The organism is Bradyrhizobium sp. UFLA06-06, assembly GCF_054820065.1.
The window spans coordinates 1-12324 of record NZ_JADFUD010000007.1; the positions used below are offsets into that span (position 1 = coordinate 1).

The 12324-nt window shown below is 65.4% G+C and carries 12 protein-coding genes; 3 read left to right on the forward strand and 9 right to left on the reverse strand.

Annotated features, from left to right (window positions below; genetic code table 11):
• Together IF803_RS07895 and IF803_RS07900 are read left to right on the forward strand one after the other, a co-directional pair.
• A partial coding sequence (locus tag IF803_RS07895) for a putative bifunctional diguanylate cyclase/phosphodiesterase (protein ID WP_461191801.1) occupies positions 1–1562 on the forward strand: 1562 nt, incomplete at its 5' end.
• A 261-nt stretch (positions 1563–1823) separates the two neighbouring features.
• The gene (locus IF803_RS07900; RefSeq protein WP_038382459.1) at positions 1824–2813 is read left to right on the forward strand and encodes a DUF2778 domain-containing protein; all 990 of its coding nucleotides are present in this window, start codon (positions 1824–1826) and stop codon (positions 2811–2813) included.
• A gap of 238 nt (positions 2814–3051) precedes the next feature.
• Here IF803_RS07900 and IF803_RS07905 read toward each other — a convergent pair whose 3' ends face one another.
• The gene (locus IF803_RS07905) at positions 3052–3981 is read right to left on the reverse strand and encodes an AraC-like ligand-binding domain-containing protein (RefSeq protein ID WP_461191802.1); all 930 of its coding nucleotides are present in this window, start codon (positions 3979–3981) and stop codon (positions 3052–3054) included.
• Positions 3982–4170: 189 nt separating this feature from the next.
• On the opposite strand from IF803_RS07905, the gene IF803_RS07910 reads away from it, so the two are divergent.
• Positions 4171–5427, forward strand: coding sequence for an acyl-CoA dehydrogenase family protein (locus IF803_RS07910; RefSeq protein WP_461191803.1), 1257 nt, complete (start codon positions 4171–4173; stop codon positions 5425–5427).
• Between the two features lie 98 nt (positions 5428–5525).
• Here the strand turns inward: IF803_RS07910 and IF803_RS07915 are convergent, their stop codons facing one another.
• From IF803_RS07915 to IF803_RS07950, 8 genes are read right to left on the reverse strand one after another with little or no spacing between them, the layout of a single operon-like run.
• Positions 5526–6569: a 5-methyltetrahydropteroyltriglutamate--homocysteine methyltransferase gene (locus IF803_RS07915; protein ID WP_461191804.1), complete on the reverse strand. Its 1044-nt coding sequence runs from the start codon at positions 6567–6569 to the stop codon at positions 5526–5528.
• Between the two features lie 32 nt (positions 6570–6601).
• On the reverse strand, positions 6602–7471 hold the full coding sequence (locus IF803_RS07920) for a fumarylacetoacetate hydrolase family protein (RefSeq protein ID WP_461191805.1): 870 nt from the start codon (positions 7469–7471) through the stop codon (positions 6602–6604).
• Positions 7468–8133, reverse strand: coding sequence for a polysaccharide deacetylase family protein (locus IF803_RS07925; RefSeq protein ID WP_461191806.1), 666 nt, complete (start codon positions 8131–8133; stop codon positions 7468–7470). The genes IF803_RS07920 and IF803_RS07925 overlap by 4 nt, the downstream gene beginning before the upstream one ends.
• A gap of 12 nt (positions 8134–8145) precedes the next feature.
• Positions 8146–8949, reverse strand: coding sequence for an ABC transporter permease (locus IF803_RS07930; RefSeq protein WP_461191807.1), 804 nt, complete (start codon positions 8947–8949; stop codon positions 8146–8148).
• A gap of 4 nt (positions 8950–8953) precedes the next feature.
• On the reverse strand, positions 8954–9760 hold the full coding sequence (locus IF803_RS07935) for an ABC transporter ATP-binding protein (RefSeq protein WP_411780565.1): 807 nt from the start codon (positions 9758–9760) through the stop codon (positions 8954–8956).
• Positions 9739–10494: an ABC transporter permease gene (locus IF803_RS07940; RefSeq protein ID WP_461191808.1), complete on the reverse strand. Its 756-nt coding sequence runs from the start codon at positions 10492–10494 to the stop codon at positions 9739–9741. Before IF803_RS07940 ends, IF803_RS07935 begins: the two co-directional genes overlap by 22 nt.
• A 1-nt stretch (position 10495) precedes the next feature.
• The gene (locus IF803_RS07945) at positions 10496–11461 is read right to left on the reverse strand and encodes an ABC transporter substrate-binding protein (RefSeq protein ID WP_461191809.1); all 966 of its coding nucleotides are present in this window, start codon (positions 11459–11461) and stop codon (positions 10496–10498) included.
• Positions 11462–11521: 60 nt separating this feature from the next.
• A complete protein-coding gene (locus IF803_RS07950) occupies positions 11522–12283 on the reverse strand; it encodes a GntR family transcriptional regulator (RefSeq protein WP_461191810.1) in 762 nt (253 codons plus the stop codon).
• Positions 12284–12324 lie beyond the last annotated feature (41 nt).

Genomic DNA, 12324 nt, shown 5'->3' on the forward strand with positions numbered 1-12324 from the left:
ATGCCGCCGCGCAGCGGCTCATCGCGGCAGGGCAGGAGGTGACGGGACGGCCGCTGGCGTCGCTGTTCAACATTGCCGAGCAGCCGGTGCGCGGATCGTTCGACGCTGACGACGACAGCCGGCCGCAGCTCCTGGTGCGGCCGGACCATTCCAGCGTGCCGGTCTCGGTGGTCGAGACCCCGATCGTGCATGCCGGAGAACCGGCGGGCCGTGTCATGATCATTCACGACATGACCGCCGAGCGGCGGCTGGTCGAGGAATTGGCGTGGGCTGCCTCGCATGACGCGCTCACCGGCCTTGCCAACCGGCGGCAGTTCGAGTTCGAACTGCACAAGGCGATGTTGGGCTCGCCGGCCATGAGCGCCGACCTGATGCTGATCGATCTTGATCAGTTCAAGATCGTCAACGACACCTGCGGCCACATGGCGGGCGACCGGTTGCTGAAGCAGGTGGCGAGGCTGCTCGCGGCCGAAGTCGGCGGCAGCGGCCTTGTCGCGCGTCTTGGCGGCGACGAGTTCGGTATTCTGCTGCGTGACGACGGCTCCGCGACGCACGACGTCGCGGCCGACGTTGCGGAGCGGATCAGGGCGGTGATCGAGCAGTCGAACTTCGTCTATGAGGGGTCGAGCTTCCGGATCAGCGCGAGCATCGGCCTGGTCGGGCTGGCCGACAGCGCCGGCGTGCAGGACGCGTTGCGGCTTGCCGACGTCGCCTGTTTCCTTGCCAAGGACAAGGGACGCAACCGCGTCCAGGAGCACCGTCCGTCCGACACCGGCATGGCCGTGCGCGTTGCCGAGATGAGCTGGGTCAATCGCATTCGCAAGGGATTGGACGAGGAGCGCTTCTGCCTCTACGAGCAGGAGATCCGCCCGGTGAACGGCGCACTGAAAGGCAACGACCGGCGCGAGCTCTTGCTGCGCTTGCGCGACGAGAGCGGCGCGCTGGTGCCGCCCGGCAGTTTCCTACCCGCCGCCGAACGCTACGGGCTGATGCCGCTGATCGACCGCTGGGTGGTTCGCCGCGCCTTCGAGATCATCGCCGAGCGCAAGCACCAGCCGCGCAAGATTGCCAGCTACGCCATCAACCTGTCCGGCGCCACCATCGGTGACAGCGACTTCGTCGACTTCGTCGCCGAGCTGTTCGCACAGCTTGACGTTTCGCCGGCATCGGTGTGTTTCGAGATCACCGAGACCAGCGCAATCTCGAACCTCGACGAGGCGCAGAAGTTCATCGCGCGGCTGCGCGAGATCGGCTGCAGCTTCTCGCTCGACGATTTCGGCACCGGCATGTCCTCGATCGCCTATCTGAAGCACCTGCCGGTCGACATCATCAAGATCGACGGTTCGTTTGTGAAGGAGATCCTGAACAGCAAGGTCGATCGGGCGATGGTCGAGATGATCACCAAGACCGCGAAGATCATGCAGAAGCAGGTGGTCGCGGAATTCGTCGAGAACCTCGCGATCCTGGACGAGTTGCGCCAGATCGGGGTCGACTACGCCCAGGGTTACGCCATCGGGAAGCCGGTCCCGGTGCTCACCCTCTGGGAAGAAAAGATCGCCTGATCTGCCGAAATCGTCCCGAATCGGGACCTTTTCGGTCAATTCAGCCCGCCCAAGGCTGATTCTCTGGCACTTTCAATCCGAAAAACGTTTAAAAAACCTCTCGTTGTCCGTTTTGTCTCGATTATGCCTTACTCTAATTCCCTGATATGATGAGTGATCGGTGAATCCCGGTGGGCCGGGTAACAGGCCCCAGAGCACCGAACTTGGGGATTGATGGGTCAACGAACGACGAAACCTGCCCGGCGTAAGTCGAGCCGCGGCATGTCTCTGGTGGGCAGCACGGCGTTTGCCGTGAGCGCGCTTGCCCTGTCGTCTGGCCTTGCCGCCTGGATGGTCGGCATCGACCCCACCGCATGGCTTCACGGTCCGGCGCTCGCCAACACCACCGCGTCGCTGAACTTCGACGATCGCTTCGGCTCTCGCTCCACGATCAATTCGGCCTCACTCTATTATCCACTGCGCCGCGGGTTCCGTTCGAGCCGCGGCGATTTCAATTCCGAGTTCGGCCAGATCGAGGACGCGCTGGCCGGCCAGCTGCGCGACACGCAGACCGAACTGCCGACCAGCCAGTCGGCGACGGCGTCCGTCGCTGCCACGACCACGGCGACGACGTCCACCGTGCCGATGCCGCGGTCGCGGCCGGCCGAGGCCAATCTGCTTGCACGTAACGATCAGCCGCCACCGCCACAGGCGCCGGTGCAGCAGGGCGACAACCGGACGTTCCTGCAGAAAATTGCCGACATGATGCCGGGCAAGATGCAGCTGGCCTCGCTCGATCCGAATGACGGATTGTTGTCCGGTCCGAGCCCCGATCTCGGCAAGCTCGGTTATGACAGCACCACGGCCGTCTACGACATCACCGGCCGCATCGTGTACATGCCCGACGGTACCAAGTTCGAGGCGCATTCAGGCCTCGGCAATCTGCTCGACGATCCCGCGCATGTGACTGCCCGCAACGCCGGTGCGACGCCGCCCGGCATCTATGAGATGAAGCCGCGCGAGAAGCTGTTCCACGGCGTGCCCGCGCTGCGCATGACCCCGGTCGACGGCAGCGACACCTTCGGGCGCGTCGGCCTTTTGGTCCACAGCTACATGCTCGGGCCGAACGGCGACTCCAACGGCTGCATCTCGGTCAAGCACTACGACAAGTTCCTGCAGGCCTACCGCAGCGGCACGGTCAAGCGCATCGCCGTCGTCATCAACATCAAGGATGTCCAGTCGGCCTCGACCCGCGCGGCGTCGAACTCGTAGGCGCCAGTACCGTCGCTAAACCTCTCCCTTGGGAGAGGTCGATTTGCGCAGCAAATCGGGTGAGGGGTTACGGTCTATCGAGAGAGCAAGAGCCCTCACCCGGATTGCACTGGACGATGCTGCGCATCGCCAGGCGCAATCCGACCTCTCCCCGATGGGGAGAGGTGAACCGAAATCGCGGCAAGCGGATTCAACCAAAAATCATCCTGCTCTAGCAGCGCTTCAAGCCCCTGAATCTTCAGTGTGTCTCCTCGCCTCCGGCGCGAAACGCGCCGGGCGCTGCGCCATAGGCGCGGCGGAACGCGCGGGCAAAACTCTCGTGGCTCTTGAATCCCACGCGCAGCGCGATCTCGCCGATCGGAAGATCGGTCAATCGGGGGTCGCGAAGCTGGTTGAGGCTGTGGCGGAGCCGCGCATCGCGGACATGCGCCGCGAGGGTCGTTCCGGCATCGGCGAGCACGGCAAACAAATGGCTGCGCGAAATGTTCAGGTGCCGGCAGATGTATTTCGCGGAGAGTTGCGGATTGTGCAGTTCGTCCAGGATGAAGGTCTGGATTTGCCGCAGCATCGCCTCGCGCGGTGACGTCGATCCGATCGTCGGCGCGCCGATGGTGGTCGCCCGCACCAGCAGGCCCTCGAGCTGGCTTGCGGCGAGGTCGTCAACCAGCGCGAAATCGTCGGGGATATCGCGCAGCGCGCCGAGATAGGCGGAGGCGAGACGGCCCGCGCCGCGTCCGGCGATGACGTTCGGCGGCCGGCCGGACATTTGCTGCAGATGCCGCCGCAGCCGCGCGCCGGGAATCGTGGCGCAGATCAGGTCGCAGCCCTGCTCGAACCGCATCGCGAAGGGCTCGTTGGTGTCGAGCAGCACGATGTCGCCGGGCCGCGCCAGCGTCTTTTGCCCATGCTGCTCGACCACGGCGTCGCCCGTGATCTGCAGATTGGCGAAGAACGATCCGTCCTGGAAGCTGCCGATTCCCTTCCGCGTACGGTGGATGGCGTTGGGCACGGACTGCACCCGCGACAACGGCAGCGCGGGGCTGCCGATGCTGGTGATCGCGCCGTCGAAATCTCCGGCCGAGATCTTCTCCGGCTCGAGCGGCAGATAGGTCTGCAGCACCGCTTCGCGCCAATAGGCGAAGCGGTCTGCCGGTGCGACATCGTGCATATTCCAGGAAGCGCCCATGTTCGCGTGCCGAAGTTTGCCTGCCAAGACGGAAGCCGGCGACGAGCTTACAATCAATTGCCGTGCCAGTCAGGCGGACATTTTGCCAAACCGGCGTGGACGGGGCGTCAATGACTTCGGCGGCCCGGCGCCTCACCTTCGGACATTCGACCCGCTGGAGGAGAGACGACCATGCCGATCGATTTCACCCTGACCGCAGAACAACGCGAGCTGCAGATGTCCGCCCGGAGCTTCGCGCGGACCGTGCTTTCAGGCGTCGCCGACGCAACCCGCCATCTCGCCACGCCCGCGGAGCGCTTTGCGGCGACCAGGCCGTTCTACGAACAGGTGGTCAAGGCCGGTTTCCTGCGCCGGATGATCCCTGCGCCGCTCGGCGGCGAGGGCACCGGTGTGTTCAACATGGCCGTCGTCGCCGAGGAGTTTCAGGCCGTCGATGTCAACGTCTCGCTGACGCTGTTCGGCTCGCTGCTCGGCCTGATGCCGGTGATGCTGGCGGGCTCGCCGGCGCAGCAGAGGACATTCATCGCACCGTTCCTCGAGCGTGCCGGCACGCCGCTTGCCGCCTTCGCCTTCAGCGAGCCGGGCGGCAGCGCGAACTTTGCCTCGCCGATGCCGGGAACCGGCTTGCGGACAGCAGCGCGCCTCGACGGGGAGGAATGGGTCATCACCGGCGCCAAGCAATGGGTGTCGAGCGCGACCGGCTGGGACGGCAACGGCGCCGACCTGATCTGCGTGGTCTGTCGCACCGATCCCACGGCTGCGCCCGACAGCGCGATCTCCGTGATTGCGGTGCCGCGGTCCGCCGGCGGCATCAAGGGCATCGTGCTCGAACGCGCCGCCGACTTGATGGGCCATCGCGCCCATCTGACGCCGCGCTTTCGGCTAGAGCAGGTGCGGACGGCCAGGGACAATGTCCTCGGCCGCGTCGGCGGCGGCCTCGAACTGGTGGAGATGAGTTTTGCGGGCACCGCTGCGCTGGTTGGCGTGTTCGGCGTCGCGCTGATGCGCGCCGCCTTCGACTATGCGCTGAACTTCGCCCGGACCGAGCATCGCGGCGGCGCGACACCGATCATCGAGCACCAGGCGGTCGGCTACGCGCTGGCCGATGCCAAGATGGCGATCGAGGCGGCGCGCTATTTGAGCTGGAAGGCCTGTCACGCCATGGACAGCAATGCGCCCGGTGCCTTCGAGCTCGCACTGCACGCCAAGGTGTTCGGATCGGAGACCGCGGTGAAAGTGATCACCGATTTGATGCGTGTGGTCGGCATCGAGAGCTACGATCACCAATGTCCGCTCGCCGGCCTGCTCCAGGATGCGATGGCCTATCCCCTGTTCGACGGCGGCAACATGGGTGTGCGCCGCCGTCAGCTTCATGCGCTCCTGAAGAGTCCGGGTTACGACCCGCTGACCGCGTCGGGTGCGGCCTAGAGCTTTTCCCGTTCCGATGGAATCGGAACGGGGCTCTAGATTCTTGTTTTGACGCGTTTTCTTCACGCGAACCGGTATCCACTTCGCTCGAAAACGCTCTAGCCGATCTCTTTCCGGACCGTCGCGGCGGCGTCGCACATCGCCTTCAGTTTTCCGAACGCAACGTGCCGCGGCATGTATTTCATGCCGCAGTCCGGCGCGATCACCAGCCGTTCCGCCGGCACATGCTTCAGGCCGTTGCGAATGCGATCGGCGACGACGGCGGCAGGTTCGATCTCGGGATTGCCGAGGTCGAGCACGCCGAGCATGATCTTTTTCGAGGAGAGATCCTTGAGCACGCCGAGATCGAGCTTCGGCTGTGCCGCCTCGATCGAAATCTGATCGGCGATGGTGTCGTCGAGCTCGGCAAGGAACGAATAGCCGGCCGGCTTGGTCGAGCCGGGCACCACCGCGGCATAACCGAAGCAGAGATGCACCACGGTCGGGATGCTGATGCCTTGCAGCGCGCGATTGATCGCCTTCACCGCATAGCGCTTGGCGAGATCCGGATTGTTGCGCACCCAGGGCTCGTCGAGCTGGATGACGTCGGCGCCGGCCTTCTCGAGGTCGCGAGCCTCGGCATTGACGGCCTCGGCGAAGGCCATCGCGAGCTCCTCGTCGTCCTTGTAGAACTCGTTTCTGGCCTGCTGGCTCATCGTGAACGGGCCGGGCAAAGTGATCTTGGCGGCACGGTCGGTGTTCCTGCGCAGGAATTGCATGTCGTGCAGCTCGACCGGTCCCTTGCGCTTCACCGGACCGACCACGCGCGGCACCGGCGTCTGCGTGTTGCCGGTGCGTGCCGTGATCATTGCGGGATTGTCGGCATCGACACCCTCGAGGGCGGTGGCGAACCGGTTCGAGTAGCTCTCGCGGCGGATTTCGCCATCGGTCACGATGTCGATGCCGGCGCGCTCCATGTCCCGGATCGCCACGACGGTCGCGTCGTCCTGCGCCTCTTCCAGATGCTCGGCCGGCAGGCGCCACATCGCGTGCATGCGGGTGCGCGGCACCGACTTCGACAGCATGGCGCGATCGACCAGCCATTCCGGCTGCGGATAGCTGCCGACGACGGTGGTCGGCAGCAGATGCCTGGGCAGGTTCATGATGTCCTCCTTCTTGTCGTTGCGCGGCCGGATCAAGCCGCGCGCGTTGCGCTTGCCGCGGTTTCATCTTTCACGGGATTGCGCAGCACGCCGATGCCGGTAACCTCGACCTCGACGACGTCGCCATCCTTCATCCACAGCGGCGGCGTGCGGTAGGCGCCGACCCCGCCGGTGGTGCCGGTGACGATGACGTCACCCGGCACCAGCTCGGTGAAGGTCGAGCAATAGGCGATCAGGGTCGCGACGTCGAACACGAGGTCCGAGATCGGCGCGGTCTGCACCTCGACGCCATTGAGGCGGGTTGCGATGTGCTGCTCGCTGATGTCGGGGAGCTCGTCGGTCGTCACCATCCACGGGCCGAAGCCGCCGGTGCCGACGAAATTCTTGCCGGGCGCGAATTGCGAGGTGTGACGCTGCCAGTCGCGGATGCTGCCGTCATTGTAGCAGGCATAGCCCGCGACATGGCCGAGCGCGGCCTCGCCCGCGATGCGGCGACCGCCCTTGCCGATGATGACGGCCATTTCGCCTTCATAGTCGAAGCGCTCGGATTCCAGCGGCCGGATCATCGGCTGGCCGGCGCCGACCTGGCTGTTGGCGAAGCGGGTGAAGATCATCGGATGCGGCGGCGTCGGATGGCCGCTCTCGGCGAGATGCGTCGCATAATTGACGCCGATGCAGAAGATTTTGTCGGGATCGGGTACGGTCGGCAGCAGCTCGAGATCCCTGAGCGCGTGATCGGCGCGCTCGCCCTGCAGCTTCTTCAGTTCATCCAGCGAACCCGTCGTCAGCAGCGCCTTCAGCGTCGGGTACGCCTTCAGCCGCTTGCCGGCGTCGATCACGCCCGCATCGGTCACGATGCCATAGCTCGCGGTGCCCGCCGCCTTGAAACTTGCGATCTTCATGGTCTCTCACTCTCTTCGATGGAGGAAACATAGGCCTGGATGGGAAGTGCGATCTCGCCGTTGCGGATCGGCACGCATGGCGGCGGAAAGTCCTGACGGAAGCGGGCGCCGATCGCCTCGACGCGATCGAGGAACCGATCGAGATGCATCATCGCGCCGGTCGGCAGGTCATGCAGCACCAATAGCGTCCATGGCTGTGCGCGGCATTGCGCGAGCGCGCGCTCGGTCCAGCCGTCGGGATCGTCCCAGTCGTGCGGGATCGCGTTCCAGAGCACGCAGCTGTGCTTGTTGTGCACGAGATAATCGACCACCGATGGCTTCAGCAGCCGGCCGTCCAGATTGCCGCCGCCGCCGAACGGCCGGAACCAGCGGTCGGGATGGGCGAGCTCGCCGATCGCGGCCTCGGTCCGGCCGATCTCGCGTTGTGCCGTGTCGGCACCGGGCTGCTCGCCGAGCGGGTTGCTGTGCGTATAGGTGTGATTGCCGATCCAGTGGCCTTCGTCACGCGCGCGGGCAGCGAGGCGGCGGCGCGCGGGGTCGGCGAGCTTCTCGCCGATCACGAAGAACGTGGTCTTGATGCCGCGCTCGCCGAGGATATCGAGCACAAGCGGGGTGACATCGGGCTCGGGTCCGTTGTCGAACGTCAAGGTGAGGTCGAACACGTCGCGATCCCCTTACGTCGCCGGCTGCATCGCGCCGGGGCCGACCTCGTCGGCGGCGCTCTGGCCGGCGCGCGTCCCGGTCTGCCAGATCGCGGCCTTGCGCTCGACCCAGCGGATCGCGGTGTTGAAGGCAATCGCCATGAACAACACCAGCAGCACGCCGGCGAACACGTGCGGGCTGTCGAGAATGGTGCGGTAGCGCGAGATCAGGTAGCCGATCCCGGCCGAGGAGATCAGCATCTCCGAGACCACCACACCGACGATGACGAGCGCGCCGCCGACCCGCAGGCCCGACAGCACGGTCGGGATCGCGGCGGGAATGATGACGCGGACTAATCGCTGGCTCAGCGTCGCGCCCATGCTGCGGGCGGCGAGCAGCAGTTGCGGGTCGATGGTCTGGATCCCGGCGGCGGTCGCCAGCATGGTCGGCAGGAAACCGTAGATCGAGGCGAAGGCGATCTTGGACTCCGAGCCGATGCCGAGCCACACGGTGAACACCGGATAGAGGATCACGAGCGGGACCGCATAGAGGCTCGAGACCATCGGCATGATCAGAAGACGCGGGCGCGGCAGGCTGCCGACGATGGCGCCGAGCAGGATGCCGCCGCCGCAGGCGAACGCCATCGAGACCGCGACCTCGTAAAGCGTCACCGCCAGCGCATGGCCATATTCGGCGGCCTCGTTCCAGCCGGCGAGCAGGGTGGACGACAGCGACGGCAGGAACAGTTCGGGGATCAGCCCGGTGCGCGGCAACAGCTCCCACAGCAGGAGCAGGCCGATGATGATCAGATGGCGAAGGGTTTTCGCGCTCATCATGGTCTCACGCCGATTTGCGGATGTGCCGCCAGATGCGGTCGCGCAGCGCGCCGAAGGCGTCACCGCTCAACATCTCGTAGGTCCGCGGCCGCGGCAAATTGACCTGCAGCTGGTCGACGATGCGTCCGGGCCGCGGCGACATCACGATCACCTCGTCGGCGAGGTAGACCGCCTCGGTCAGGCTGTGGGTGACGAACACGACCGTCTTGCCGGTCGCGGCCCAGATGCGCAGCAGCTCGTCGCCCATCGTCATCCGGGTCTGCTCGTCGAGCGCGGCGAACGGCTCGTCCATCAACAGCACGGGCGGATCCTGCACCAGGCCGCGCGCGATCGAGACGCGCTGCTTCATGCCGCCCGACAGTTCGTGCGGGTGGCGTTTGCCGAAGCCTTCGAGGCCGACCAGCTTGAGCGCGTCCTGCGCCTTGGCCCGGCGCTCCGCCTTGGCGACGCCGCGCAGCGCCAGCGGAAACTCGACATTGTCTTCGGCGGTCAGCCACGGAAACAGGCTCGCTTCCTGGAACACGACGCCGACGCGGTTCGGATCGGGCTGCGGGATCGGCGCGCCGTTGATGGTGATGGTGCCCGAGGTCTGCGCGCGCAGCCCGGCCATCATCATCAGCAGCGTGGACTTGCCGCATCCGCTCGGGCCGACCAGCACGACGAAGCGCCCCGGCTTGATGTCGAGCGAGACGTCTTCCAGCGCGATGACGTCCTGGGTCTTGGTCCGGAACACCTGGCCAACATTCCTGACCTCGATCGCGCCGGCGCGCGAGGCGGGCTTCAACGGTGTCACGTTCGCCAATGGCTGCATCGTGTTTCCACCCATCTGATCAGTTCATTGAAGGTCATGGCGATCGCGGCGACCATCACGACGCCGGCGAGCAGCTGCTTCATCTGGAAATTCTCGCCCCAGGTCGCGATCTGGTGGCCGATGCCGTCGCGCGAGGCGTACATCTCGGCGAGGATGACGCCGGTGAGGTTGAAGATCATCGAGATCCGCAGCGCTTCCAGCAGCACCGGCAGCATGCTCGGCAGATAGACGCGGAACGCGGTCTGCGTGCGCGTCGCGCCATAGGAGCGGGCCACCATCAGGTGCTCGACCTTGACCGATTCCACCGCCGTCGTGGTCGACATGATCACGATGAAGATGGTCGAGAAGAAGCCGAAGCCGACCTTCTGGGCGAAACCGACGCCGAACACCAGGATGAACATCGGCAGGAAGATCGATTTCGGGATGCTGAAGGCGAAGAACAGCAGCGGCTTTGCGACATCGGCAAAATAGCGGTTCTCCGCGATCAGGAACCCGATCAGTGCCCCCATCGGCACCGCCAGCGCGAAGGCGGTCAGCACCTCGGTCGCGGTCACCAGAAGGTCGGTCCGGACGCTCGACCGTTGCAGGAGGTCGCCGAGCGTCACGAGCGTGTCCGATGCCGACGGCAACAGGCGCGGATTGACGAGCCCGGCCCGCGACAGGATCTCCCACAGCGCGAAGATCGCGACCACGATCGCGACCCGCGCGAGCTTGATGGTCAGAGTGGCCTGCATGTTATGGCTTGGTCGGAACCGGCTTGAACTTGGTCGAGATCACATCCTCGACCGGAACGATGTCCTTCAATCCGCCAAGCTTGGCCAGATCGAGCGACAGCTGCACCGCTGCCGGCACATTGGCCGCGCCCATGTTGCCGTCGGTCTCCAGCTTCATGATGGTGTTGTCATATTCCATCGCGGCGATCTCGGCCGGCATCTCGTAGAGGTCGGCGATCAGCTTCACGGTGACGTCGCGGTTGGCGCGCATGAATTGCAGCGCGCCATAGAGCGCATTGACGGCCTTCTGGACCACCTCCGGCTTGGCTTCGGCGAACTTGTCGAGCACGATCCAGCCTGCTGTGAGGTTCGGCGGCGCCGCGGTCGCGTAGTCGAGGATGGTCTTCGCCTCGCCCGACCTGGCGACCTGGAAGCTGAGCGGCGAATAGACCACGGCGGCGTCGACATTGCCGGCGAGCAGGTTCGGCACCAGGCCGCCGCCGCCGACCGGCACGCGGGTGAAGTCGATCTTCCTGTTTTGGATGGTCCACAGCGCCAGCAGGTCCGAACCGGACCCTGCTGCGGTGATCCCGACCTTCTTGCCGTTGAGATCCTTGACCTCGAGCGTCGATTTGGCCGGCACCATCAACTGCCAGCCGAAATTGCCCATCGCGGCATTGGCGACGATCCGCGACATCACGCCCTTCTTGCGGCCGGCGGACACCAGCGACGGCGGATCGAGGATGATGTCGGCTGCTCCCGCGGCCATGCCCTCGAAGGTCTCGGCGCCGCTGCGATAGATCGTCAGCTCGGCCTTGATGCCTTCCTTCTCGAACAGCTTTTGCCGCACGGCGGTCTCGGCGATCGTGGTCGGCCAATAGGTCTTGGTGGGCAAGCCGACGCGGATCGTGTCCGCCGCGAAGGCGGGGCCGGCCAGCAAGGTGGTGGCGATCAGGGTTGCCAGCGCACAGCGGCGCGTGATGTTCATGGTTCTGTTTCTCCCGGATATCGATTGTTGTTGTTTTTCGGCGCGTCTCGTGCCGCAGAATCAGGTGGTGGTGTTGACCTCCGCAATGCGCGGAGCGGCGAGCTCGACGAATTCCATGGTGGTGCTGAAATGCACCGACAAAGCGCGAACCGCCGCATCCGCATCGCGCGCGAATACAGCGTCCACGATCGCGGCATGCTCGGCTTCGACGTCGCGCGGCCGGCCGACCTCGCGTCGGATCGAAAGCCGCCGATAGCGCTCGCTCTGCTCGTGCAGCACGTCGCGGAAGCCGAGCAGCCATTGTGAGCCACAGGCATTGACCAGCGCGCGATGGAAGATGCGGTGGCGGACCACCCATTCCTCGTAATGCACGGTGGGATCGTCGGGAAACCGATAGGGCACGGCCTTCAGCGCGTCCCAGGCCGCCGCGACCGAGGACAGCCAGGCCTCGTCGCCACGCTCGATCGAGCGCCGCAGCGCAAGTCCCTCGATGTCGATCCGTGTCTGCGTGACATCGGCAAGGTCGGCGAGCGAGACCGGACAGACGCGGAAGCCGCGCTGATCCGAGGCTTGTACCAATCCGTCAGCCACCAGCCGCGACAGCGCCTCGCGCACGGCGGCAAGGCTGACCGAGAATTGCTTGGCGAGGCCGGCGATGTGCAGCTTCTGGCCGGGAAGCAGCCGCGTCGACAGGATGTCGGCCCGCAGCCGCTCCTGGACCGCCGATGTCAGGCTTCGCGGCCCGTCGCCGGCCAAGCCCTCGCGAAAACTCAACCCGATGTTCATGGCCGGCAGACTGGCCGACGGTCTTGTGGCCGTCAATCGAAAATCGATTTTTTGGCTTCGCGTCGATGTATACCATG

Bases quoted from the DNA above. Each gene is read 5' to 3' on its own strand.
- IF803_RS07900 (WP_038382459.1), top strand. From the start codon at position 1,824: ATGTCTCTGGTGGGCAGCACGGCGTTTGCCGTGAGCGCGCTTGCCCTG.
- IF803_RS07915 (WP_461191804.1), bottom strand. From the start codon at position 6,569: ATGAACCTGCCCAGGCATCTGCTGCCGACCACCGTCGTCGGCAGCTAT.
- IF803_RS07945 (WP_461191809.1), bottom strand. From the start codon at position 11,461: ATGAACATCACGCGCCGCTGTGCGCTGGCAACCCTGATCGCCACCACC.
- IF803_RS07930 (WP_461191807.1), bottom strand. From the start codon at position 8,949: ATGATGAGCGCGAAAACCCTTCGCCATCTGATCATCATCGGCCTGCTC.
- IF803_RS07910 (WP_461191803.1), top strand. From the start codon at position 4,171: ATGCCGATCGATTTCACCCTGACCGCAGAACAACGCGAGCTGCAGATG.
- IF803_RS07920 (WP_461191805.1), bottom strand. From the start codon at position 7,471: ATGAAGATCGCAAGTTTCAAGGCGGCGGGCACCGCGAGCTATGGCATC.
- IF803_RS07935 (WP_411780565.1), bottom strand. From the start codon at position 9,760: ATGCAGCCATTGGCGAACGTGACACCGTTGAAGCCCGCCTCGCGCGCC.
- IF803_RS07905 (WP_461191802.1), bottom strand. From the start codon at position 3,981: ATGCACGATGTCGCACCGGCAGACCGCTTCGCCTATTGGCGCGAAGCG.
- IF803_RS07940 (WP_461191808.1), bottom strand. From the start codon at position 10,494: ATGCAGGCCACTCTGACCATCAAGCTCGCGCGGGTCGCGATCGTGGTC.